This is a genomic window from Methylobacterium symbioticum (assembly GCF_902141845.1).
Taxonomy (GTDB): Bacteria; Pseudomonadota; Alphaproteobacteria; order Rhizobiales; family Beijerinckiaceae; genus Methylobacterium; species Methylobacterium symbioticum.
This window is the reverse complement of the sequence record NZ_CABFPH010000084.1, coordinates 1-21958: the sequence shown is the minus strand read 5'-3', so window position 1 is coordinate 21958 and position 21958 is coordinate 1. Positions and strand designations below refer to the sequence as shown.

At 70.9% G+C, this 21958-nt stretch carries 25 protein-coding genes; 15 read left to right on the top strand and 10 right to left on the bottom strand.

Features of this window, described 5'->3' with window-relative positions; all coding sequences use genetic code 11:
• Positions 1-249 precede the first annotated feature (249 nt).
• The 5 genes from MET9862_RS21935 (at position 250) to MET9862_RS21915 (ending at position 4348) form a co-directional block, all read left to right on the top strand.
• Positions 250-435 carry a YegP family protein gene (locus tag MET9862_RS21935; protein WP_142584987.1) on the top strand — a complete coding sequence of 62 codons (186 nt, stop codon included), beginning with the start codon at positions 250-252 and terminating at the stop codon, positions 433-435.
• Between the two features lie 115 nt (positions 436-550).
• Positions 551-832, top strand: a complete 282-nt coding sequence (locus MET9862_RS21930) for a hypothetical protein (RefSeq protein ID WP_142584986.1) — start codon at positions 551-553, stop codon at positions 830-832.
• A 545-nt stretch (positions 833-1377) separates the two neighbouring features.
• Positions 1378-2664, top strand: a complete 1287-nt coding sequence (locus MET9862_RS21925) for a CmpA/NrtA family ABC transporter substrate-binding protein (RefSeq protein WP_142584985.1) — start codon at positions 1378-1380, stop codon at positions 2662-2664.
• Positions 2664-3533 carry a nitrate ABC transporter permease gene (ntrB, locus tag MET9862_RS21920; protein WP_142584984.1) on the top strand — a complete coding sequence of 290 codons (870 nt, stop codon included), beginning with the start codon at positions 2664-2666 and terminating at the stop codon, positions 3531-3533. The genes MET9862_RS21925 and ntrB overlap by 1 nt, the downstream gene beginning before the upstream one ends.
• Positions 3534-3544: 11 nt before the next feature.
• Positions 3545-4348, top strand: coding sequence for an ABC transporter ATP-binding protein (locus MET9862_RS21915; protein ID WP_142584983.1), 804 nt, complete (start codon positions 3545-3547; stop codon positions 4346-4348).
• Positions 4349-4397: 49 nt separating this feature from the next.
• Here the strand turns inward: MET9862_RS21915 and MET9862_RS21910 are convergent, their stop codons facing one another.
• Entirely contained in the window at positions 4398-5312 is a 915-nt protein-coding gene (locus tag MET9862_RS21910; RefSeq protein ID WP_142584982.1) for a manganese catalase family protein, read from the bottom strand.
• Between the two features lie 127 nt (positions 5313-5439).
• Positions 5440-6720: an O-acetylhomoserine aminocarboxypropyltransferase gene (locus MET9862_RS21905; protein WP_142584981.1), complete on the bottom strand. Its 1281-nt coding sequence runs from the start codon at positions 6718-6720 to the stop codon at positions 5440-5442.
• A 310-nt stretch (positions 6721-7030) separates the two neighbouring features.
• Here MET9862_RS21905 and serA point away from each other — a divergent pair, with 310 nt between their 5' ends.
• The 5 genes from serA (at position 7031) to MET9862_RS21880 (ending at position 11574) form a co-directional block, all read left to right on the top strand.
• Complete coding sequence (serA, locus tag MET9862_RS21900) at positions 7031-8293, top strand: phosphoglycerate dehydrogenase (protein ID WP_142584980.1); 1263 nt, start codon at positions 7031-7033, stop codon at positions 8291-8293.
• 310 nt (positions 8294-8603) lie between these two features.
• Positions 8604-8849, top strand: a complete 246-nt coding sequence (locus MET9862_RS21895; protein ID WP_142584979.1) for a hypothetical protein — start codon at positions 8604-8606, stop codon at positions 8847-8849.
• 270 nt (positions 8850-9119) lie between these two features.
• Positions 9120-9629 (top strand): ferritin-like domain-containing protein, encoded by a 510-nt coding sequence (locus MET9862_RS21890; RefSeq protein ID WP_142584978.1) that lies wholly within the window; start codon positions 9120-9122, stop codon positions 9627-9629.
• Entirely contained in the window at positions 9626-10651 is a 1026-nt protein-coding gene (locus MET9862_RS21885) for an SDR family oxidoreductase (RefSeq protein ID WP_244612840.1), read from the top strand. Before MET9862_RS21890 ends, MET9862_RS21885 begins: the two co-directional genes overlap by 4 nt.
• A gap of 68 nt (positions 10652-10719) precedes the next feature.
• Positions 10720-11574, top strand: a complete 855-nt coding sequence (locus MET9862_RS21880; RefSeq protein WP_244612839.1) for an alpha/beta fold hydrolase — start codon at positions 10720-10722, stop codon at positions 11572-11574.
• Between the two features lie 9 nt (positions 11575-11583).
• Here the strand turns inward: MET9862_RS21880 and MET9862_RS21875 are convergent, their stop codons facing one another.
• The 6 genes from MET9862_RS21875 to MET9862_RS21850 are packed head-to-tail and all read right to left on the bottom strand — an operon-like array spanning position 11584 to position 17015.
• Positions 11584-12546, bottom strand: a complete 963-nt coding sequence (locus MET9862_RS21875) for an NAD(P)H-dependent flavin oxidoreductase (protein ID WP_142584977.1) — start codon at positions 12544-12546, stop codon at positions 11584-11586.
• Positions 12543-13250, bottom strand: coding sequence for an ABC transporter ATP-binding protein (locus MET9862_RS21870; protein ID WP_142584976.1), 708 nt, complete (start codon positions 13248-13250; stop codon positions 12543-12545). The genes MET9862_RS21875 and MET9862_RS21870 overlap by 4 nt, the downstream gene beginning before the upstream one ends.
• Positions 13251-13254: 4 nt before the next feature.
• The gene (locus MET9862_RS21865) at positions 13255-13965 is read right to left on the bottom strand and encodes an ABC transporter ATP-binding protein (RefSeq protein ID WP_142584975.1); all 711 of its coding nucleotides are present in this window, start codon (positions 13963-13965) and stop codon (positions 13255-13257) included.
• Positions 13952-14917, bottom strand: a complete 966-nt coding sequence (locus MET9862_RS21860) for a branched-chain amino acid ABC transporter permease (RefSeq protein ID WP_142584974.1) — start codon at positions 14915-14917, stop codon at positions 13952-13954. Before MET9862_RS21860 ends, MET9862_RS21865 begins: the two co-directional genes overlap by 14 nt.
• Positions 14918-14941: 24 nt before the next feature.
• The gene (locus MET9862_RS21855; protein WP_142584973.1) at positions 14942-15814 is read right to left on the bottom strand and encodes a branched-chain amino acid ABC transporter permease; all 873 of its coding nucleotides are present in this window, start codon (positions 15812-15814) and stop codon (positions 14942-14944) included.
• Between the two features lie 4 nt (positions 15815-15818).
• Positions 15819-17015 (bottom strand): ABC transporter substrate-binding protein, encoded by a 1197-nt coding sequence (locus tag MET9862_RS21850; protein ID WP_142584972.1) that lies wholly within the window; start codon positions 17013-17015, stop codon positions 15819-15821.
• 332 nt (positions 17016-17347) lie between these two features.
• On the opposite strand from MET9862_RS21850, the gene motA reads away from it, so the two are divergent.
• The 3 genes from motA to MET9862_RS21835 are packed head-to-tail and all read left to right on the top strand — an operon-like array spanning position 17348 to position 19450.
• Positions 17348-18217, top strand: coding sequence for a flagellar motor stator protein MotA (gene motA / locus MET9862_RS21845; protein WP_142584971.1), 870 nt, complete (start codon positions 17348-17350; stop codon positions 18215-18217).
• Between the two features lie 13 nt (positions 18218-18230).
• Positions 18231-19154 carry a flagellar motor switch protein FliM gene (locus MET9862_RS21840; RefSeq protein ID WP_142584970.1) on the top strand — a complete coding sequence of 308 codons (924 nt, stop codon included), beginning with the start codon at positions 18231-18233 and terminating at the stop codon, positions 19152-19154.
• Positions 19151-19450, top strand: coding sequence for a hypothetical protein (locus MET9862_RS21835; RefSeq protein WP_142584969.1), 300 nt, complete (start codon positions 19151-19153; stop codon positions 19448-19450). The genes MET9862_RS21840 and MET9862_RS21835 overlap by 4 nt, the downstream gene beginning before the upstream one ends.
• 16 nt (positions 19451-19466) lie before the next feature.
• On the opposite strand, the gene MET9862_RS21830 is transcribed toward MET9862_RS21835, so the two are convergent.
• Together MET9862_RS21830 and MET9862_RS21825 are read right to left on the bottom strand one after the other, a co-directional pair.
• Positions 19467-19913 carry a carboxymuconolactone decarboxylase family protein gene (locus MET9862_RS21830; protein ID WP_142584968.1) on the bottom strand — a complete coding sequence of 149 codons (447 nt, stop codon included), beginning with the start codon at positions 19911-19913 and terminating at the stop codon, positions 19467-19469.
• On the bottom strand, positions 19855-20283 hold the full coding sequence (locus tag MET9862_RS21825) for a MerR family transcriptional regulator (RefSeq protein WP_210248125.1): 429 nt from the start codon (positions 20281-20283) through the stop codon (positions 19855-19857). Before MET9862_RS21825 ends, MET9862_RS21830 begins: the two co-directional genes overlap by 59 nt.
• 143 nt (positions 20284-20426) lie before the next feature.
• Here MET9862_RS21825 and fliN point away from each other — a divergent pair, with 143 nt between their 5' ends.
• Positions 20427-20759, top strand: coding sequence for a flagellar motor switch protein FliN (gene fliN, locus MET9862_RS21820; protein ID WP_142584966.1), 333 nt, complete (start codon positions 20427-20429; stop codon positions 20757-20759).
• 37 nt (positions 20760-20796) lie between these two features.
• Positions 20797-21873 carry a flagellar motor switch protein FliG gene (locus MET9862_RS21815; RefSeq protein WP_244612838.1) on the top strand — a complete coding sequence of 359 codons (1077 nt, stop codon included), beginning with the start codon at positions 20797-20799 and terminating at the stop codon, positions 21871-21873.
• Positions 21874-21958 lie beyond the last annotated feature (85 nt).

The following is a 21958-nucleotide window of genomic DNA, read 5'->3' as shown; positions in this document are numbered from 1 at the left end:
GTCCCGAGCAGGCGCAGGGCCGTCCGCCCCGGCGCGGCAACCGCCCGCAGGGCGGCGGCGAGGGCCGCGCGATCGGCTGGCTGGAGCGCGCCCCGCGCTCCTGATGCCCGCGGCCGAGGCCCGAGAGTGAAGCGACGCCGCCCCGGCCCCCGGGGCGGCGTTTCTCATGGTGGCGGGCCCTCCCTTGCCGGCGTGCCTGTCCGCGCCATCTTCCAACCCCGGGTTGCGCGAGAGAGGCGTCGGCAGGTCATGCGGTTCGAGCTCTACCGGGACGCGTCCGGCCACTGGCGCTGGCGCCTGCGGGTGCAGAACGGCCACGTGATCGCCGATTCCGGCGAGGGCTATGCCCGCCGCGAGGATTGCGAGCACGGCATCGCGCTGGTGAAGCAGAGCGGCACGGCCTCGACCGTCGACATGACCACCAAGATCGCCTGACCCCACCCCTGGCCGGCTACGTAGTCGCGCCGTGAAACCCCTGCCCGGACGTCGGCGTTTCGGGGGCGCCGAGCCGTCTGCCCGCTCGAAGCTCCGACAAGAAGGAGACGTGATCGTGTTGAGGAAACTCCTGCTGGCCGCCCTGCTGGTCCTGGGCTTCGCGGCGGCGGCGCCGCAGGGCGCCTCCGCCGCGCCGATCGGGCCCGGTCTCGCCCTGAATGCGGAGGCCGTGCCCGGCGCCGTCGAGAAGGCGCAGTTCTACTATTACCGCCGGCCCTATTACCGCCGCTACTATCGCCCGCGGCCGTATTTCTATCGCCGGCCCTACTATCGCCGTTACTACGGCCCGCGGCGGTTCTATGGCCGTCCCTATTACCGTCGGCGGTTCTACTACTAAGATTTGGCGCATCGGCGCATGATTTCGGACCCCGCAGCTTCATGAGCTGCGGGGTCTTGTTTGAATACGGCTCTCTCCCTTCGCCAAACGAAGCTTCCTCAAGTGGCTCTGCCTCCGGTGAGGCGGTCAATCCTGCTCACGGGCACCAGGCAGGGATGCTGATTTCCGCGCCACGCCGCCGCTTTTTCGAGCCGCCTCGCGGCTAGAGCACGCGCCGATTGGATTGCCCCGCAATCCAATCGGATCACGCGTTCTCTATCAATGGGTTAGAGACGGATTCACCGATCAGGTTGAAGCAACCTGATCGGATCCGGCTCTAGGCTCGCGCGACCGAATTGTGCCCATTCAAGGCGCCCTGCCCGCTCGGCCTCGGATCGTTGGCACGGAACCTGCTCACGCCCTCGTGACCGTCAATGGCGACGGCACCGCTCTCCGCCAGCAGCGCCGCTGACGCGAACCCGTCCCAGTCGCCCGTGAGGCGCGGCGGCGGGGGCTCGCTCGCGGGTGCTGCGGACGGCGATGGTTCGAACGAGGCAGGACTTTCGATGCAGAACGGCGAGAAGACCCGGCGCGGCGTCCTGAAGGGCGCGGCCGCAGCCCTGTCGCTGACCGCCGCGGCGCGTCTGGCGCTGCCCGGCGGCGCCTTCGCGCAGGGCGCGGGGCCCGAGGTGAAGGGGGCCAAGCTCGGCTTCATCGCGCTCACCGACGCGGCGCCGCTCTTCGTGGCCAAGGAGAAGGGTCTGTTCGCCAAGTACGGCATGCCCGACACCGAGGTGGTGAAGCAGGCGAGCTGGGGCACCACCCGCGACAACCTCGTGCTCGGCTCCGAGGGCAACGGCATCGACGGCGCCCACATCCTCACGCCGATGCCCTACCTGATCTCGGCCGGACGGGTGACGCAGAACAACGTGCCGGTGCCGATGTACATCCTCGCCCGGCTCAACCTGAACGGCCAGTGCATCTCGGTCGCCAAGGAGCATCTCGACCTCAAGGTCGGGCTCGACACCAAGCCGTTCAAGGCGGCGCTGGAGAAGAAGAAGGCCTCGGGCAAGTCGGTGAAGGCCGCCATGACCTTCCCCGGCGGCACCCATGACCTCTGGATCCGCTACTGGCTCGCCGCCGGCGGCATCGACCCGGACAAGGACATCGAGACCATCGTCGTGCCCCCGCCCCAGATGGTGGCGAACATGAAGGTCGGCACGATGGACTGTTTCTGCGTCTGCGAGCCGTGGAACGAGCAGCTCATCCACCAGGGCATCGGCTACACCGCGATCACCACGGGCGAACTCTGGAAGGACCACCCCGAGAAGGCCTTCGCGCTGCGCGCGAGCTTCGTGGACAAGTACCCGAACGCGGCCAAGGCCCTGCTGATGGCGGTGATGGAAGCCCAGCAATGGTGCGAGAAGCCCGAGAACCGCGAGGAGCTCGCCGGCATCGTGGCCAAGCGCCAGTGGATCAACGTGCCGGTGGCCGACGTGGTCGACCGCATGAAGGGCAAGTTCGATTACGGCACCGGCCGCGTCGTCGAGAACAGCCCCTTCACCATGAAGTTCTGGGAGGACCATGCCTCCTATCCGTACAAGTCGCACGACCTCTGGTTCCTCACCGAGGACATCCGCTGGGGCAAGTTCGATCCGTCGACCGACACCAAGGCGCTGATCGACAAGGTGAACCGCGAGGACCTCTGGCGCGACGCCGCCAAGGCGCTCGGTGTCGCCTCCGTTCCCACCTCCACGTCGCGCGGCAAGGAGACGCTGTTCGACGGCAAGGTCTTCGATCCGGCCGATCCGTCGGCCTATCTCGCCAGCCTCGGCATCAAGAGGGTCGCCTGATGGCCTCCGGCACCGTCTCCCTCGGCACGGCGGGGCGCGATGCCGCCGCCGCGAGGGCCCGCCGCCTGCCCCGGGTCACGGGCAGGGGCCTCAAGGCCGCCGCGGCGCGGGTGATCCCGCCGCTCGTCGTGCTCGCGGCCTTCCTGCTGTTCTGGGAGATCGCCTGCGCGCGTCCCACCGCCGGCCTGCCCCCGCCCTCGCGGGTGCTGTCGGAGGCCTGGCCGATCATCGCGGACCCGTTCTTCGACAACGGCGGCACCGACAAGGGCCTGTTCTGGCACATCTTCGCCAGCCTCCAGCGGGTGGCGCTCGGCTTCTTCCTCGCGGTCGTCGTCGGCGTGCTGCTCGGCACCCTGGTCGGCCAGTCGGACTGGGCGATGCGCGGGCTCGATCCGATCTTCCAGGTGCTGCGCACGATCCCGCCGCTCGCCTGGCTGCCGCTCTCGCTCGCCGCCTTCCGCGACGGCCAGCCCTCGGCGATCTTCGTGATCTTCATCACCTCGATCTGGCCGATCATCATCAACACCGCGGTCGGCATCCGCAACATCCCGCAGGATTACCGCAACGTCGCCGCGGTGATCCGCCTGAATCCGCTCGAGTTCTTCTGGAAGATCATGCTGCCCTCCGCCGCGCCCTACATCTTCACGGGCCTGCGGATCGGCGTCGGCCTGTCCTGGCTCGCGATCGTCGCGGCCGAGATGCTGATCGGCGGCGTCGGGATCGGCTTCTTCATCTGGGACGCCTGGAACTCGTCGCACATCTCCGAGATCATCGTCGCGCTGGTCTATGTCGGCGTGATCGGCTTCATCCTCGACCGTCTGGTGGCCGCCCTCGGAGCGCTCGTCACCCGCGGCACCAGCGCGGCCTGAGGAGGCGACCCATGACGGCTCCGGCCCATCTCGACCTCTCGCAGGTCGGCATCAGCTTCACGCGGTCCGGCCAGACCACCGAGGTCCTGCGTGACGTGAACCTCAAGCTCGCCAAGGGCGAGTTCGTCTCGATCATCGGCCATTCGGGTTGCGGCAAGTCGACGGTGCTGAACATCGTCGCCGGGCTGCTCAAGGCCTCCACCGGCGCCGTGCTGCTCGACGGCAAGGAGGTCTCGGCACCCGGTCCCGAGCGGGCGGTGGTGTTCCAGAACCACTCGCTCCTGCCCTGGCTGACGGTCCGCGAGAACGTGGCGCTCGCCGTCGACAAGGTGCTGGCGAAGCGGAAGTCGCGCGCCGAGCGCGCGGCCTGGGTCGCGCACAACCTCGCCCTGGTGAACATGACGCATGCCGCCGACAAGCGCCCGAACGAGATCTCGGGCGGCATGAAGCAGCGCGTCGGCATCGCCCGGGCACTCGCCATGGAGCCGACCGTGCTCCTGATGGACGAGCCGTTCGGGGCGCTCGACGCGCTCACCCGCGCCCATCTCCAGGACCAGCTCATGGAGATCCAGATGCGGCTGCGGAACACCGTCATCATGATCACCCACGACGTGGACGAGGCGGTGCTTCTGTCCGACCGCATCGTGATGATGACGAACGGGCCCTCCGCCACGATCGGCGAGATCCTGCCCGTGCCCCTCGCCCGGCCCCGCAGGCGCCTCGACCTCGTGGAGGATCAGACCTACGTCCATTGCCGCGCCGAGGTGCTGGAATTCCTCTACGCCCGCCACGCCAAGCCGGCTCTCGCGGCCTGAGCCCGACGGCGCGGGCGGGTTTCCCCGCCCGCGCCCGGCAATCCGTCCCTCAGCGGCTCTTCTGGTAGAGCTTGCTCGCGATCTCGAAGATCTCCTGCGGGGCGTAGTCCGGCGCGAAGGCGCCGTAATTGCCGTCGAGCTCGGCCATCTTGCCGCCCTCCGGCGCCCCGTCGACGATCTCGAGATTGCCCGGCGGGTCGCCCGGCAAGGCCACCTCGTCGTTCGACCAGACGCCGGCCATTTCGGGGTAGTCCGGCGAGCCGAAGGTGTAGAGCCGGCGGTGCGAGCCCTCCTGCAGGTACTTCTGACATTCCGGGATCTTGTCGAGCACGATGTTCGGCGTGGGGAGCATCTTCTCGATCTCGACGCCGGTGAGCTTCTTGATCGCGAGCGCGTAGGCATGGGCGTGGACCGAGCCGCGCACCAAGAGGTAGCCGCAGACCTCCCGGCCGGTCGGGTCCTTCAGGGTCTCGTAGACGCGCAGCTTGTGCAGGCGGGCGCCGCATTCGAGATGGAAGTTGTGCAGGAGGTCGATGATCAGGTTGCCCGTGGTCGTCACCATGTCGACGTTCCACGACTGGGCGTTCGAGTTCACCGGGGTCGAGCCGCCGCCCTGCGAGAGGAAGGCCCCGGCGAGCCGCACGTCCTGCATGTCGTGGAAGGGCGCCTTCGAGACGTCGACATTCTCGGTGTCGTCGCCCGGGCCGTTGTTGAGCATGGCCACGCCCGTCGAGACCAGCTCGACATGGCCAAGTTCCTCGGTGAAGATGCTCGACACGAGGCTGTAGAACGGACGAAGCTTGGTCTTGTTGCGGAAGTTGAAGCTCTGGAACATGTAGTTCCCAAGCGTCGACATCTCGCCGTACTTGCCGCCGAGCAGTTCCTGCAGGGCGGCGGCGGCGTTCGGATCCGGTTTCTTCGGCGTCGGCAGTTCGGCCTGGAGACGGTCGAGCCTCATGAACATGGTTGTAGCCCTCCTGAGCGGCACAGGGATGCCGTCAGGGCTACCGCGGGAGCGAGGCCATGTTCCGCGATTCGCCGGCCGCGATCCGGCTGCGGGTCCGTTTGCCGCAGCCGGGTCGTCCGCCGCCTCAGCCGCGCAGGGCCGCGTCGAGATCCTCGATCAGGTCGGCCGGGTCCTCCAGGCCGATGGAGAGGCGCACCACCTCCGGTCCGGCCCCGGCGGCGCTCTTCTGCGCGTCGGTGAGCTGGCGGTGCGTGGTCGAGGCCGGGTGGATCACGAGCGAGCGCGTGTCGCCGATATTGGCGAGGTGCGAGAAGAGCTGGAGGCTGGAGACGAGCCTCACGCCCGCGTCGTAGCCGCCCTTCAGGCCGAAGGTGAACACCGCGCCCGCCCCTTTCGGGGTGTAACGCTCCGCGAGCTGATGGTAGCGGTCGCTCGGGAGGCCCGGATAGCTCACCCAGGACACCGCCGGGTGCTGCGCCAGGAAGGTCGCCACCGTCAACGCGTTGTCCGAGTGGCGCTGCATCCGGAGCGGCAGGGTCTCGATGCCGTTGAGGATCAGGAAGGCGTTGAAGGGCGAGAGCGCCGGGCCGAGGTCGCGCAGGCCCAGCACCCGCACGGCGATGGCGAAGCCGAAATTGCCGAAAGTCTCGGACAGCACCATGCCGGAATATTCCGGCCGCGGCTGGCTCAGCATCGGGTAGCGCGCGTCGCCCGCCCAGTTGAACGAGCCGCCGTCGACGATGAGGCCGCCGATCGAGTTGCCGTGGCCGCCGAGGAACTTGGTGGCCGAGTGCACGACGATGTCGGCGCCGTGCTCGAAGGGCCGGATCAGGTACGGCGTCGCCATCGTGTTGTCGACGATGAGCGGGATGTTGTGGCGCTTGGCGATGACCGACAGGGCCGCGATGTCGGTGATCACGCCGCCGGGATTGGCGATCGACTCGCAGAAGATCGCCTTGGTGCGCGGGGTGATCGCCGCCTCGAAGGAGGCCGGGTCGTCGGTGTCGGCCCAGGCCACCTCCCAGCCGAAGTTCTTGTAGGAGTGGTTGAACTGGTTGATCGAGCCGCCGTAGAGCTTGTTGGCCGCCACGAACTGGTCGCCCGGCTGCATCAGGGCGTGCATGGTCAGGAACTCGGCGGCGTGGCCCGAGGCCACCGCCACCGCCGCGCTGCCGCCCTCGAGCGCGGCGATGCGCTCCTCCAGGACGGCGTTGGTCGGGTTGGTGATGCGCGAGTAGATGTTGCCGAAGGCCTGCAGCCCGAACAGGGAGGCGGCGTGGTCCACGTCGTCGAAGACGAAGCTCGTGGTCTGGTAGATCGGCGTGGCGCGCGCGCCGGTGGTCGCGTCCGGCGCGGCGCCCGCGTGGATCGCCAGGGTTTCGAAGCCGGGCTGCCGGTCGCTCATCGGAATTCTCCTGGGGCCTCTCGGAAGGCGCTCGTGCCTGGCGTGTACGCCTGCGCGCGCGCCGGGTGCAAGGCGCCGGGCGGGCCCCGGATCGACCGTCGGCCCTGAAGGAAAGGTTCTTCCGATCGAGGCCGAGGTCTTGGAAGGACGATCCCGTCCGGGCGGCCCCGCCGGCCGCCGGGGCACGGCGCGCAGGGCTGGTCCGCACGGCGGATGTTGCGTTGCGAAGCGCACGCTCCTATCGCTGCGCCGATTCCAGACCTCCGCCGCGCCGGGTTCGGCCGGCAAAGCCGCCACGAGACGTCCAGCGATGATTCCCGAGACTGCCGCCGAGAAGCTGTCGCTCCCGAAGGACAAGATCCGGGTCCTCCTTCTGGAGGGCATCAACGACAGCGCGGTCGCGCTGATGCAGGCGGCCGGCTACACCAACCTCGTGCGCCTGCCGAAGGCCCTCGACCGCGAGGCCCTGCATGCCGCGCTCAAGGGCGTGCACATCCTCGGCATCCGCTCGCGCACGCAGCTCGACGAGGCCGCCTTCGCGGCGGCGGACCGGCTGCTCGCCGTCGGCTGCTTCTCGGTGGGCACGAATCAGGTCGATCTCGACGCGGCGCGCCACCGCGGCATCCCGGTCTTCAACGCGCCCTTCTCCAACACCCGCTCGGTGGCCGAGCTCGTCATCGGCGAGATCGTGATGCTGCTCCGCCGGATCGTGCCGCGCTCGGTCGGCGCGCATGCGGGCCAGTGGGACAAGTCGGCCACCGGCTCCGTCGAGGTGCGCGGCAAGACGCTCGGCATCGTCGGCTACGGCAATATCGGCACGCAGCTCTCGACGCTCGCCGAGGCGATGGGCATGAAGGTGATCTTCTACGATCACACCGACCGCCTCCGCCACGGCAACACCGAGCCCACCGAGTCCCTGGGCGAGCTTCTCGGCAAGAGCGACGTGGTCTCGCTGCACGTCCCCGAGACCGAGGCCACCGCCAACATGATCGGCGCGGCCGAGATCGCGCAGATGAAGAAGGGCGCCTACCTGATCAACAACGCCCGCGGCACCGTCGTGGACCTCGACGCGCTGGCCGCCGCGCTCCGCGACGGGCATCTCGCCGGCGCGGCCGTCGATGTCTTCCCGAAGGAGCCGGGCTCCAACAGCGAGCCCTTCGTCACCCCGCTCCAGGGCCTGAACAACGTCATCCTCACGCCGCATATCGGCGGCTCGACCGAGGAGGCGCAGGAGCGCATCGGCTCGGAGGTCGCGCGCAAGCTCGTCGACTATTCCGACATCGGCTCGACCATCGGCGCGGTGAACTTCCCGCAGGTGCAGCTCCCGGCCCGGCCGACGGGGACGCGCTTCATCCACGTGCAGCGCAACCTGCCGGGCATGCTGGGCCGCCTCAACGAGGTCTTCGCGCGCTCGGGCGTCAACATCGCCGCGCAGTTCTACCAGACCGACGGCGAGGTCGGTTACGTGGTGCTGGAGACCGATGCCTGCAGCGCCGACGCCGAGGTGCTGCTGGAGCAGATCCGCGCCCTCGACGGCACCATCCGCGCCCGCCTCCTCTACGAGCGTCGCTGAGGCGGCCTCACCGCCGCACGGGCCGCGCCCCGCGCGCCCGGTCCCGGAAGGTCCCCGCGAACATCGCCGCGCGCCCGGCGTTCCTCCCGAGGAGCGCCTGGCGCGCGGCCGGTGACGCGGAGTGTCAAATACCGGCCATGCACGTCCGCTACAGGAGTCCGGTGCCGGGGCATGCCCGCCCCGGCCGCGATTCGGCGCGCCCGCGAGGCGTCGCGCCCAACAAGACTCTGCGGAACCGGCCGCCCCGCACGGGCCGGTTCCACCTGCCGGCCGGACCCTCACGGGCCGGCCTCGGAACGGTGAGCCGACCATGACCTGCAACGACTTCGATCAGGCGGCGGATCTGACGATCTGGCCGCGATCGACCCCCGCCCGCACGGCGCGGAGCCGCCCCTACGCCACGGTGCGCGAGGCCCTGAAGGCCGCCGCCGCGGCCCTCGACGAAGGCAATGTCCAGACCTGGATCGTGACCGAGCGCGGCGACATCCTCTCGCCGCGCTGGATCGAGGCCAATCTGCGCGCCGGCGATCCGGCGCGCGGGACCGCGCGGGCCTGATACGGACTCCGCTTGATCAGAGCGGGCTCCGTATCACCAAGCCCGCGCGGCGTCTGAGCGAAGCCCAGATCCGCCATCCCGAAGGGATCAGCCGGATTTGGTATGAGACCGGGTCCGCTCCGGCCCGATCGGCCGATTCCGATCTGCAACCAACGCGTGTGTCACCGCGTCGCGCAGGGGCCATCGCGCGAAACTTGGCCGCTCGGGCCCGAGTCCTTCTCCGTGAGGGGGCGGCTTCCGCCCCGCCCGATGCCGAGAGGAGAGGCCCGCATGGCCCTGGACACGCGCTCGATCTACATCACGGCGCTCAAGAACACGCACGCCCTGGAGATGCAGGCCCTTCAGATCATGGAGCGCCAGATCGAGCGGCTCGAGCGCTATCCCGAGATGGAAGAGGCGCTGCGTCGCCATGTCGAGGAGACCCACGCCCAGCGCCAGCGCCTCGAAGAGGCGCTGGGGAGCCTTTCCGAGAGCCCGTCGACCATCAAGGAGGGCATCCTCGGCTTCGTCGGGAACATGATGGCGCTCGGCCACACCCCGGCCCAGGACGAGATCCTGAAGAACACCTACGCCAACCACGCCTTCGAGAATTTCGAGATCGCGGCCTACGAGTCGCTGCTGGCCATCGCCGAGGCGGCGGGCCAGGGCGGCCACACGTCCAGCTTCCAGCAATCGCGGCGGGAGGAGCAGGCCATGGCGAGCCGCGCCCACGATCTGACCAGGCCGACGACCCGGCGCTCCGTCGAACTCACCGCCGCCGGCGAGAAGGCCGACCGGTGACGGGCCTCGGAGGGCGCCGCCCGCCGCTGTCGCGGCAGACCATCGTCGTCACCGGCGCCTCGAGCGGCATCGGGCTCGCGACCGCGCGCATGGCGGCGGCGCGCGGCGCGGCCGTGGTGCTCGCCGCCCGCAGCGCGGAGGTGCTGGCCGGCCTGCGCGCCGAGATCGAGGCGGCGGGCGGCCGTGCCCTCGACGTTCCGGCCGATGTGGGCTCGCGGGCGGAGGTGCAGCGGATCGCCGATCGCGCGGTCGAGACCTTCGGCGGGTTCGACACCTGGGTGAACGTCGCCGGACTCACCGTCTACGGGCCGCTCGCCGCGATCAGCGACGACGACCACGAGCGCCTGATCCGGACCAATTTCTGGGGCACGGTGTTCGGCTCCCTCGTCGCGGCCGATCACTTCCGCGCCCGTGGGCAGGGCGGGCTGATCAATGTCGGCAGCGTCGCCTCCGACCTCGCCTTCCCGTTCCAGGGCCTCTACGCGGCGAGCAAGCACGCGGTGAAGGGCTTCACCGACACGCTGCGCATGGAGCTGCTGCAGGAGGGACTGCCCGTCGCGGTGACGCTGGTGAAGCCCACCTCGATCGACACCCCCCTGCCCCAGCGCGCCCGCAACTACATGGACCGCGAGCCGAAGCTGCCGCCCCCGGTCTACGCGCCCGAGGAGGTCGCCCACGCCATCCTGCACGCGGCCGTGCACCCGCAGCGGGACATCTTCGTCGGTGGGGGCGGCAAGGTCCTGGTGGCGGCCAAGGAATTCGCGCCGGGCGCCTACGACTATCTCGCCCCGGCGATCACCGCCTTCCAGCGGCGGCGCGAGCCCCCGCACGATCCGGAAGGCGCCCTGCACGCGCCGATCGGGGCGGGCCGGGTCCGCGGCACCCATCCCGGCTACGTGATGCGCACCAGCGCCTATACCCGCGCGAGCCTGCACCCGGCCGCGCTCGCGGGCCTCGCCGCCACCGGCCTCGCCCTCGGCGCCGCCTCGATCCTCGGCGGCGGCCGGCGGTCCCGGCGGTGACGGAGGCCGCATCGGGGCGGCGCTCCGCGAGCGCCGTCCTGCCCTTCCCTGCGCCCTTGTCCGCGCCCTTGTCCGCGCCGCCCGCCGCCGGGCTCCCCGAGCGGCGCTTCACCGAGGTCGAGGGCATTCCCATCGCCTGGGTCGAGGCCGGGGCAGGGCCCGACCTGATCCTCGTCCACGGCGCCCTGATGTGCCTGGAGGACATGTGGCTCGGGCCGATGGCCGCGCTCGCCCGCCATTTCCGCGTGGTGGCGATCGACCGGCCCGGCCATGGCGCCAGCGGTCACGCCCGGCTCGCCGACGGCTCGCTCTGGCGACAGGCCGGCATCCTGCGCGGGCTCGCCGGCCGGATCGGGCTGGAGCGGCCGGTCGTCGCCGGCCACTCGTTCGGCGGCGCGGTGGCGCTGGCCTACGGCCTCGCCTACCCGGACGCGACCCGCGGCATCGTCGCCATGGCGCCGATCGCCTTCCCCGAGCCGCGCCTGGAGCAGGTGCTGTTCGGACCGCGCGCCGTGCCCGTCGGCGGCGACCTGCTCTCGGCGCTGCTCGGCCCCGCGGACGCGCTGCTGCTGCCGCTCCTGTGGCGGGCGATGTTCCTGCCGCAGGGCATGCCGGAGCGCTTCGCCGCCGCCTTCCCCTTCGGCCTCGCCTCCCGGCCCGACCGGCTGGTGGCGGAGGGCGAGAACGCGAACCTGCTCTGGCCCGACCTCGCCCGGAGCGTGGCCGCCTATCCGACCTGCCGGGTGCCGGTGCACATCCTCGGCGGCGACCGGGACATCGTCACCAACCAGTCCCTGCACGGGCGCGGCGCGGCCCTGATGATCCCCGGCGCCCGCCTGCACTGGCTGCCCGGCCAGGGCCACATGCTGCACCATTTCCGGCCGGACGCGGTGGTGGAGGCGGCCCTCGCGGTGGCGGGTTAGGCGAGAGCCCTACCCCGCGAGCCGCGCCCGTGCCGCTGCGTATTCCTCGGCCAACCGGGCCACGAGCAGGGCGGTCGGCGGCACGTCGGCGATGGTGCCGACCCCCTGCCCCGCGCCCCAGACGTCCCGCCAGGGCTTGGAGCGTCCGCTCGCGAAGCTCATCGCATCCTTGCCCTGATCCGGCAGCGCGGCCGGGTCGAGGCCGGCGGCGCGGATGCTGGGGCCGAGATAATTGCCCGGCACCCCGGTGAAGAAGGGCGTGTAGACGATGTCGGCGGCAGCCGAATCCGCGATCATCCCCTTGTAGCCGGGCGCGGCCCGCGCCTCCTCGGTGGCGATGAAGCGGGTGCCCATATAGGCGAGGTCCGCCCCCATCGCCTGGGCGGCGAGGATCGCCGAGCCCGAGGTGATCGCCCCCGACAGGATCAGCGGCCCGTCGTAGAAGCGGCGCACCTCGCCGACCAGGGCGAAGGGCGAGAGCGTGCCGGCATGGCCCCCGGCCCCGGCGCAGACCAGGATCAGCCCGTCGACCCCGGCCTCCAGCGCCTTCTCGGCGTGGCGCACCGTGGTGACGTCGTGGAAGACGAGGCCGCCATAGGCGTGGACCGGGCCGACCACCGCGTCGGGCGCCCGCAGGCTCGTGATCACGATCGGCACCCGGTGCGCGGCGCAGGTGGCGACGTCCTCGGCGAGGCGGTCGTTCGAGGCGTGCACGATCTGGGTGACGGCGAACGGCGCGATCACCCGGGCGGGGTCGGCGGCGCGGGCCTCGGCCAGCGCCGCCTCGATCCGGCTCAGCCAGCCGTCCAGGGTGTCGGGCGCGCGGGCGTTGAGGGCCGGGAAGGACCCGACCACCCCCGCGAGGCACTGCGCGATCACCAGTTCGGGCCCCGACACGATGAACATCGGTGCGGCGACCACCGGCAGGCGCAGGCTCTGCAGAACGGGGGGCAGGCGGTCATGAGGGCTCATGCCGCCTGCTCCCGAGCGAAATAGAGATCGTGCAGCCGGTCGAGGTCGAGGCCCGCGGCCGCCTCGCTGAGCCGGACCCGGCCGCCGCGCAGGAGATGCACGTCGTCGGCCACGCTGAGCGCCATGCGGGTGTTCTGCTCCACCAGCAGGATCGTCGTGCCCGCCTCCTTGAGCCGGCGGATCACGCCGAACACCTCCTGCACGATGACCGGGGCGAGGCCGAGTGAAGGCTCGTCGATGAGGAGGACGCGCGGATCGGCCATCAGGCCGCGGCCCAGAGCCACCATCTGCGCCTCGCCGCCCGAGAGCGAGCCCGCCGCCTGGTGGCGCCGCTCCTTCAGCCGGGGGAACAGGCCGTAGACCCGCTCCAGGTTGCGTCCGAGATCGGCCCGGCAGCGCCGCGGATAGGCGCCGAGATGGAGGTTCTCCTCCACGCTCATGTCGCGGAACACCATGCGGCCCTCCGGCACCATGACGAGGCCGCGCTCCGCGAGATCCCAGGCCTTCCCCGACAGGGCCTGCCCGTCGAGGCGGATCGTGCCGCGGTGGGGAACGAGGCCGGTCAGCGCGCGCAGCAGCGTCGTCTTGCCGGCCCCGTTCGGCCCGACGATGGCGGTGAGGGCGCCCGCGCGGAAGCGGAGCGACAGGTCCCAGAGCACGGTGATGTGGCCGTAGCCGGCGCGTAGATCGGCCGTCTCGAGCATGGGCTCAGGCATCCACCGCCCCCGTATAGCTCGCCACCACCTTGGGGTCGCGGAAGACGGCGGCCGGCGCGCCGTCGGCGATGACCTGCCCGAAATCGAGCACCACCGCCCGCGAGCACAGGCCGAGGATGGTCTCGATGTCGTGCTCCACGATCACGATGGTGAGCGCGAAGCGGGCGTGCAACTCGCGCAGCTTGGCGGCAAACGCCCGCTTCGCCCCGCTCTCCAGGCCGGCGAGCACCTCGTCGAGGAGGAGGAGGCGCGGCTCGGTGGCGAGCGCCTTGGCGATCTCCAGCCGCTTCAGCTCCTGCAGCGCCAGCGCCCCGTCCGCCTCGCGGTCGGCCTGGCCTCCGAGATCCATCACCTCGAGGATCTCCGTGAGGCGCGCCGGATCGCGCCGGCCCGCGCCGAAGACCTGCGCGACTTCGAGGTTCTCGCGCACGGTGAGGTGCTTCATCGGCTGCGGGATCTGGAAGCTGCGGCCGATCCCGAGCCGGGCGCGGCGGTGGAGCGGCGCTCTCGTGATGTCCCGGTCCTCGAACAGGATGCGCCCGCGCGGGCGGATCAGCCCGGAGATCGCGTTGAACAGGGTGGTCTTGCCGGCCCCGTTCGGGCCGACGAGGCCGAGCACCTCGCCTTGCGCGACCGTGAAGGAGACCTCGCGCAAAGCCACGAGGCCGCCGAAGCGGACGGTGACGGCCTCAAGCGCCAGCACGGGCGCCTCCCTTGCGCTCGAGGAGGCCGAGGAGCCCGTTCGGGGCGGCGAGCACCATGGCGACGAGCAGGAGCCCGAGCAGGATCTGGTGGCCGACCGCGATCAGCCCCTTCGCCACCACCTGATCGAACAGGTAGATCACCACCGCCCCGCCCACCGGCCCCAGCACCGTGCGGTAGCCGCCGAACACGCTCGCGATGATCGGCAGCACGCTCCACGACCCCGCGAAGGCGTAGTCCGGTTCCAGGAAACCGATGATGTGGGCGTTGAGCGCCCCGAACAGGCCGGTGATGAAGGCCGAGAGCGCGAGCATCCAGGCTTTGAGGAGCACGCTGTTGACGCCGACGACGCGCGTCGCATCCTCGCTCTCGGCGATGGCCCGGAGCGCCAGGCCGAGAGCGGAGCGCCGGATCGCCGCATAGGCGAGGCAGCCGAGGGCCACCAGCGCGACGAGGAGGGCGTAGGCCCCGGGCCGGCTCGCGAGGTCGAGCCCGAACACGGTCGGCAGGCCGGGATAGCGCTGGAGCCCCGCCGCCCCGCCGGTGAGCGAGGACGCCTCGGTGGCGAGGATCCGGAAGATCTGCGCGTAGGCCAGGATGGCCAGCGCGAAATAGGGGCCCGACAGCCGGAGCGCCGGCAGCATGGCGAGCGAGGCGAGCGCCGCGAGGAGCCCGCCGAGGGGCACGGTGAGCAGCACCGGCAGGCCGAGCTTGCCCGCCAGCAGCGCCGAGGCATAGCCGCCGACCCCGAAGAAGGCGGCGTGCCCGAAGGAGACCATGCCGCCGAGATTGCCGAGGAGAGCCCAGGCCAGCGCCACCCCCGCCAGGATCAGCGCCGAGATCAGCAGGCCGAGCAGGTAGTTGCTGGCGCCGAGCAGGAGCGGCAGCGCCGCGAGGACGAGGAAGGCGGCGGCGAGGGCGAGGCCCGGCAGCGGTGCGCGCGGGGATGCCATGTCCGGAACTCCTCCGCTCAACACTCAGCCCCGCCGGGCGCGGGCGCCGAACAGCCCGCTCGGCAGGAGGAACAGGACGAGGAGGAACAGCACCATGCCGGCGAGTTCCTGCAGGGCGGAGCTCGCCAGCGTCACGGTCAGCGCCTCGGTGACGCCGAGGAGCAGGGCGGCCAGGAACACGCCCGGGATCGAGCCGACGCCGGCGAGCACCGTGACGATGAAGGCCTTCACGGTGAGCGCGTGGCCGAGCGCCGGCTGGACCACGCTCATCGTGTAGAGGGCGACCCCGGCGAAGCTCGCGAGCGCCCCGGCCACGAGGAAGGCGACGAGCTCGGTGCGCAGCGGGTTGATCCCCATCAAGGTGGCCGCCGCCCGGTTCGAGGAGACGGCGCGCACGGCGCGCCCGTACCAGCTCCGCTTCAGCCACCACCACAGGGCCACCATCAGGACGAGGCTCAGGCCGAAGGCGACGATCTCGCCGGCCATGGCGTAGACCGGGCCCAGCGTCACCGCATCCTGAAGGGCCGGGGCGGTGGTGGTGCGCACGTCGCTGGCGAAGGCCAGCAGCACGGCGTTGGTGAGCACGATGCCGACCCCGTAGGTCAGGATCAGCGAGTTCAATTCCCGGTGCTCGCGGATCCGATCGATCATCAGGAACAGCACCGCGCCGACGACCGACACGATCGCGAGGGCCAGCGGGATCGCCCAGTAGGGCGAGACGCCGCCGCGCGCCTCCACGACATAGGCCGCGTAGGCGGCGATCAGCACCAGCTCGCCATGGGCGAGGTTGATGATGCGCATTGCCCCGAAGGAGAGGGCGAGGCCGAGCGCCACCAGGGCGTAGACGCCGCCGATCAGGAGGCCGGAGAACAGCGCCTGCAGGATCAGGTCGCGCATGCCCTCACCAGGGCAGCGCGGGGTAGCTGATCGGGCCGGTGGCGGCGGCGGGCGGCGAGACGAGGACGATCTGCCCGGACCGGTGCTGGCCCATGGCGAGGGAGAAGAGCGGGTTGTCGCCGGTGGCGTCGAACTTCACCGGGCCGAGCAGGGTCCTGCGGTCGGTGGCGCGCAGGGTCTCGGGCAGGCCGCCGGACTTGAGCGTGCCGGCCTCGGCCGCCTTGGCGATGGCCTCAGCCAGGATCGTGGTCTCAACGAAGCTCAAGGTCGAGAGGTACTCGATGTCCTTGCCATAGGCCTGCCTGTAGGCCTCGGCGAAGCGGCGGCCCTCCTCGTCCTTCACCGCCACCGGGAAGGGCAGGAAGGAGGTGCCGACGACGTTGTTCATCAGGTCCGGAAACTCGGTGTACATCTTCGGGGTGGCGAGCGACCACGCGCCGACCACGAGCTTCACCGGGGGCTTCAGCACCCGGGCGGCGCGGATGATGCCGACATAGTCGTTCTCGTAGGCCGACATCAGCAGGATCTCGGACCGGTCCTGCAGCTTCACCTTGTTGATCAGCGGCTTGAAGTCGGAGATCGCCGGGTCGAACTCGTGCACCGTGACCTTGATGCCGGCCGCCCCGATGTCCCGGGCGAGGCCCTTGGCCAGCAGCGCCGGCGCCTCCTTGGTCGAGGCGAGGATCGAGACGGAGGCCGGCTTCAGCTCCGCGATCAGCCCGGCCATGCCGCGCTGGTAGCCGGCATTGTTGTTGATGCGGAAGAAGGTCTTCAGCCCCCGCGCGGTCAATTCGTCGCTCACCGCGCCGGCCGTGATGTAGGTGGTGGCGAGCTTGTTGGCGGCGTCCGAGGCCGGGCCGACGATGTTCGAGCCGTAGCCGCCGATCACCGCCACCGCCCCGTCCGAGACGAGCTTCTCCACGGCCGAGACGGCCTTGGCCGGCGCGCTCTCGTCGTCGATCACCTGGAGCTTGATCCGCAGGCCCTGTGCGGTCTCGTTGAACAGGCGCACGGCGACCCGCATGCCCTCGTCGAAGGCCTGGCCGGAGCGGGCCAGCGAGCCGGTCAGCGGCATGTGCGCGCCGATCACGACCTCCCGGATCTGTTGCTCCGTCCCGGGCCGTGCCTCCTGCGCGCGCGCCGGACATCCGGCCGCGAGGCCGAGCGTCACCGCTGCGGCCACCAGCGCTCTGCGCAGCATCCGGTATCCTCCCTGCGGGCGGCCCGGCCCACCGGGGCCGGCCGCCGTCTCGCGGGTCTGGCGCCCGCCTGTCCCGCTTGCGCGCGGGGCAGGCCATTCCTGGCATGGCGGCTCGCAGGGGGTCAAGGTTTCCTCAGTGATTCCGCGGACTTGAGACAGACCGGCCGGGGCCTCGCGCGATTCTCCGGAGGCGGCGTTGACAGGGTGGGCCCGTACCCCCTCCCCGCTCGCGGCCGCGCGCCGCGGGCTCGAACAAAGCTCCGCGCAAGCCATGGCCCCTATGCCCGGCCCCGGGAAGGGCGTCGCATCAGGCGCCGAGGGGACCTCGAGTCATGGGCATCGGAATCGGCCTGCTGATCGCGATCGGCTGCATGCTCGGCGGCTTCGTCGCCATGGGCGGCCACCTGATCGTCATCTGGCAGCCCTGGGAGTTCGTGATCATCGGCGGCATGGCCGTCGGCGGCCTGGTGATGGCCAACCCGATGAAGACGGTGATCGATTCCGGCAAGGCCACCATGGAGGCGATCACTGACAAGGTGCCCAAGCGCAAGGACTACCTCTCTCTGCTCGGCCTGCTGCACGCCCTGCTGCGCGAATTGAAGACCAAGCCGCGCAACGAGGTCGAGACGCATTTCGACGACCCGGCCAATTCCGAGATCTTCAAGAACTATCCCGACGTCACCAAGAACCAGGACCTGGTGCTGTTCATCTGCGACTATTGCCGCCTGATCCTGATCGGCAACGCCCGCTCGCACGAGATCGAGGCGCTGATGGAGGAGGAGATCGGCACGCACAAGAAGAGCGCGCTCAAGCCCTACAACGCGGTCAACACGGTGGCCGAGGCGCTGCCCGCGCTCGGCATCGTCGCGGCGGTGCTCGGCATCGTGAAGGCGATGGGCGCCCTCGACCAGTCGCCGCAGATCCTCGGCGGCCTGATCGGCGCGGCGCTGGTGGGCACCTTCTTCGGCGTGTTCGCCTCCTACGGGGTGCTCGCCCCGCTCGCCGTCAAGATCAAGGGCGTGCGCGAGAAGCAATGCGCCGTCTACACGATCGCCAAGCAGAGCCTGATCGCCTACATGAACGGCGCCCTGCCCCAGGTCGCGATCGAGCACGGCCGCAAGGGCATCGCCTCCGCCGACCGGCCGACCATCGACGAGGTCGAGGCCGCCACCGTCCCGGGCGCCCGCGCGGAAGCGGCCTGAGAGGGGCTTCGAGATGAGCGAGCCCGTGATCCAGCGCGAGCCGGCGGATATCCGCGCGCGCATCCAGGCCGCCGCCGGCCTGTCCCTCGACCGGCTGCCGATGCTGCAGCTCATCTTCGACAGGCTGGCGACCGCCTGCGGGGACGCGCTCAAGCACCGGGTCGCCTCCACGATCTTCTACTCGCTCTCCGGGGTCGAGAGCGGCCGCTTCGGCGAGTTCCTCGACGCCTACGACGCCAACGCCGTGGTCGGCATCTTCCACGCCCCCGAATGGGACGGGCACGTCCTCGTCGGGCTCGACCGCGACTTCATCTTCACCATGGTCGAGGTGCTGTTCGGCTCCGACGGCTCGGAGCCGCCGGTGGAGGAGGAGCGCGCCTTCTCGGCGATCGAGCTGCGCGTCGCCCAGATGGTGTTCGAGCAGGTCGGCAGGGCCCTCGAATCCTCCTTCGGCCTCGTCTCGCAGACGCCGTTCCGGCTGGAGCGGACCGAGACGCGGATGGAGTTCGCGGTGATCGGCCGGCGCTCGAACAAGGCGGTGCAGGCGAAGTTCCTGTTCCAGGCGCTCAACCGCGGCGGGGAGATGTTCCTCGTCATCCCGCAGAGCGTGCTCAACCCGCTCCGCCCGAGCCTCGCCAAGGTGCTCACCGGCGAGTCGACCGCGCGCGACCCGCGCTGGTCGCAGCAGATCGCCGCCGAGGTGCAGAAGACCGAGGTGACGCTGCGCGCCGTGCTGGAGGAGCGCCACCTGACCCTCGGCGAGATCGCCGGGCTGCAGGTCGGCCAGGTGATCGGGCTCGACGCGACGCCCGCCACCCGGATCAAGCTCGAGGGCAACGACCGGGCGCTGTTCTGGGCCCATGCGGGCCAGGCGCAGGGGGCCTACGTGCTGCGGATCGACGAGGTCATCAACCAGGACAAGGACGCGCTGTCATGACGGGCCTCGTCGACTTCGTGCTGCTCGCCGCCCTCGCCGGCACCAGCGCCTGCGTGGTGCCGATGTATCTCAAGCTGAAGCGCCTCGACCGCACGCAGGCCGAGTACGGCCGCGCCATGGCCGCCTCCGGCCATGCGCTCGCGAGCGCGGGCGAGGCGGTCCGCAACTTCGCCGGCGAGGGCCGCGAGGTGCTCGACGCGCTGGGCCTGAAGATCGAGGAGGCGCGCGCGACGCTCGCCGAGCTGGAGGCGGCGCGCGGGGCGCTCGCCGCGGCGCGGACGGAGGGCGGCCGCTGAGGCGCGCCGCCCGGCTTCACGGCCGCTGCGCCGCGAACACCTCCCGGGCGATGGCCGTGGCGTTGAGGGCGGCCGGGAACCCCGCATAGGGGATCATCTGCAGGATCGTCTCCATGACCTCCCCCTGCGTGGCGCCGACGTTCAAGGCAGCCTCGACATGGACCCTGAGCTGCGGGGCGGCCGTGCCCATGGCGGTCAGGGCGGCGACGGTCGCGATCTCCCGCGTCTTCCTGTCGAGGCCGGGGCGCGCGAAGATGTCCCCGTAGGCGAATTCGACGATGTAGCGGCCGAGGTCGGGGGCGATGTCGGCGAGGCCCTCGACCACCCGCCGGCCCTGGGATCCCGAGATCGCGTCGAGATTCGCCATGCCGCGGCGGTAGCGCTCCTCCTCCGCGGACGGGGCCTCACCGTCGCCGGGGGCGGCGGCCGCCGCGGCCGTCGTCGTGCGTTGATCCTTGCTCATCGGTGGCTGTCTCCCTGGCGGGTTCGAGGCGGCGGTAGTGATCGATCTTCGCGTCGAGGACCGCGACGCAGTCGGCGATCTCGGCCTGGCGCTTGACGAGGTTCGCCCGGTGGAGCTCGAGGATCGCGAGCCGGTCGCCCACGGTGGCGTCGCCCTCGGCGCGCAGGCGGCCGTAGGCGAGCCGGTCGCGGATGGGCATGTCCATGACCTGCAGCTTGCAGAGGAACGAGGCCCAGGCGAGCTCGTCCGCGCCGTAGCTGCGCCGCCCGGCCGTGTCGCGCGGCGGGGGCGGCATCAATCCGATCCGTTCGTAGTACCGGATGGTGTCCGGGCTGAGCCCGCTGCGCGCGGCGAACGTACCGATCCTCACCTGTCCGCCCTCCTCGGATGGTCGGTGTACCGGCTGGAGCGCGCTCCAAGTCAAGCGGCCCGACGGGCCGCGGCGACAGCCTCGCATCAGCTACGGCCCCTAGAACTCGGTCCGCCGCACGGCCGAACGCGTACGAGCCACCGATGAGCGACAGTCCCTTCCCCGCCGCCGAGCCGACCCTTCCCGCCGCGGAGCCCCGCGTCGGCGACGGGCGCAACCTCGACTCGATCCTGCGCATCCCCGTGCTGGTGCAGGTGGTGCTGGGCTCGGCCACCATGCCGGTCGCCAACCTGATGAAGCTCGGCCGCGGTGCCGTGGTGCCCCTCGACCACCGGGTCGGCGAGCCCGTGGACGTGATGGTCAACGGCCGCGTCATCGCCCGCGGCGAGATCGTGATCGTCGAGGAGGACAATTCCCGCTTCGGCGTCTCGCTGACCGAGGTGGTCGGCCCGGCCGATTCCGACCAAGCGGTCTGAGGCAGCCCCGGCGATGGCGGCATCCGCGGCTGTGTCGATGGCAGGTCCGATGATGGCGGGCCCGGCCGCGGCCCCCCTGGCGAACGCGCCGGTCCCGTCGGCGGGCCGCGCCCTCGGCCGCCCGCTCGGGCCGGTCGATCAGGTCGCGACGCTGCTCCTCGCCATGGGCAAGCCGGCCGCGGGCCGGATGCTCAAGTATTTCGAGCCGGACGAGCTCAAGCGCATCACGCGCTCGGCGGTGCAGCTCGGCGCGGTCAGCCCCGACCAGCTCGACCGCGTGGTCGAGAGCTTCGCCACCGAGTTCTCCGGCGGGTCGAGCCTCGTCGGCACGGTGCAGGAGGTCGAGAAGCTGCTCACCGGCCTGCTGCCGCCCGACCAGATCGCCGAGATCCTGGCCGAGGTGCGCGGCAACGCCTCCCGCTCCGTGTGGGAGCGCATGGCCACCGTCTCCGAGAGCGTGCTGGCGAGCTACCTCGTCAAGGAGCACCCGCAGACGGCCGCCCTCATCCTCGCGCGGATCAAGCCGGCCACGGCCGCCAAGGTGATGGGCCACCTGCCCGCGCCGCTCCGCAACACGCTGATGCGGCGGATGCTGAGCTTCAAGCCGGTCGACGACGAGATCCTCGGCATGCTGGAGAAGACGCTGCACGAGGACTTCATGATCAACGGCGCGCGCAATGCCGGCGCCGACACCCACGCCAAGATGGCCGACATCATCAACAAGATGGACCGCGCCCAGATGGACGAGGCGCTGTCGAACCTCGGCGAGACGCGCCCGAAATCGGTCGAGATCCTCAAGGGCCTGCTCTTCACCTTCGACGACATCGTCAAGCTCGCGCCCCGCGCCCGCACGACCCTGTTCGACGCGGTGCCGAACGACCGCCTCGTGCTGGCCCTCAAGGGCACGGATGCGGAGTTCCGCGGCGTCATCCTCTCGGCGCTCTCGGCCCGCGTGAAGCGCATGGTCGAGCACGAGCTGAACGGCGGAGAGCCCGCGGCCCAGCGCGACGTCATGGAGGCGCGCCGCTCCATCACCGACCTCGCCATGGACATGGCGAGCCGCGGCGAGATCGAGATCAATCCGGGGGGCGAGGACGATGCGCTCATCCGCTGACGCCCGCCGGGGCACCGCCCGCCGCCGCGGCCGGGTTCTCGCGCGCGAGGCTCTCCACGCGCGCGAGCCGGGCCTGAGCCTGCGG

Coding starts and splice junctions, on each gene's coding strand:
- MET9862_RS21935 (WP_142584987.1), top strand. CDS start 250: ATGCGGTTCGAGCTCTACCGGGACGCGTCCGGCCACTGGCGCTGGCGC.
- MET9862_RS21925 (WP_142584985.1), top strand. CDS start 1,378: ATGCAGAACGGCGAGAAGACCCGGCGCGGCGTCCTGAAGGGCGCGGCC.
- ntrB (WP_142584984.1), top strand. CDS start 2,664: ATGGCCTCCGGCACCGTCTCCCTCGGCACGGCGGGGCGCGATGCCGCC.
- MET9862_RS21915 (WP_142584983.1), top strand. CDS start 3,545: ATGACGGCTCCGGCCCATCTCGACCTCTCGCAGGTCGGCATCAGCTTC.
- MET9862_RS21910 (WP_142584982.1), bottom strand. CDS start 5,312: ATGTTCATGAGGCTCGACCGTCTCCAGGCCGAACTGCCGACGCCGAAG.
- MET9862_RS21905 (WP_142584981.1), bottom strand. CDS start 6,720: ATGAGCGACCGGCAGCCCGGCTTCGAAACCCTGGCGATCCACGCGGGC.
- serA (WP_142584980.1), top strand. CDS start 7,031: ATGATTCCCGAGACTGCCGCCGAGAAGCTGTCGCTCCCGAAGGACAAG.
- MET9862_RS21895 (WP_142584979.1), top strand. CDS start 8,604: ATGACCTGCAACGACTTCGATCAGGCGGCGGATCTGACGATCTGGCCG.
- MET9862_RS21890 (WP_142584978.1), top strand. CDS start 9,120: ATGGCCCTGGACACGCGCTCGATCTACATCACGGCGCTCAAGAACACG.
- MET9862_RS21875 (WP_142584977.1), bottom strand. CDS start 12,546: ATGAGCCCTCATGACCGCCTGCCCCCCGTTCTGCAGAGCCTGCGCCTG.
- MET9862_RS21870 (WP_142584976.1), bottom strand. CDS start 13,250: ATGCTCGAGACGGCCGATCTACGCGCCGGCTACGGCCACATCACCGTG.
- MET9862_RS21860 (WP_142584974.1), bottom strand. CDS start 14,917: ATGGCATCCCCGCGCGCACCGCTGCCGGGCCTCGCCCTCGCCGCCGCC.
- MET9862_RS21855 (WP_142584973.1), bottom strand. CDS start 15,814: ATGCGCGACCTGATCCTGCAGGCGCTGTTCTCCGGCCTCCTGATCGGC.
- MET9862_RS21850 (WP_142584972.1), bottom strand. CDS start 17,015: ATGCTGCGCAGAGCGCTGGTGGCCGCAGCGGTGACGCTCGGCCTCGCG.
- motA (WP_142584971.1), top strand. CDS start 17,348: ATGGGCATCGGAATCGGCCTGCTGATCGCGATCGGCTGCATGCTCGGC.
- MET9862_RS21840 (WP_142584970.1), top strand. CDS start 18,231: ATGAGCGAGCCCGTGATCCAGCGCGAGCCGGCGGATATCCGCGCGCGC.
- MET9862_RS21835 (WP_142584969.1), top strand. CDS start 19,151: ATGACGGGCCTCGTCGACTTCGTGCTGCTCGCCGCCCTCGCCGGCACC.
- MET9862_RS21830 (WP_142584968.1), bottom strand. CDS start 19,913: ATGAGCAAGGATCAACGCACGACGACGGCCGCGGCGGCCGCCGCCCCC.
- fliN (WP_142584966.1), top strand. CDS start 20,427: ATGAGCGACAGTCCCTTCCCCGCCGCCGAGCCGACCCTTCCCGCCGCG.
- MET9862_RS21815 (WP_244612838.1), top strand. CDS start 20,797: ATGGCAGGTCCGATGATGGCGGGCCCGGCCGCGGCCCCCCTGGCGAAC.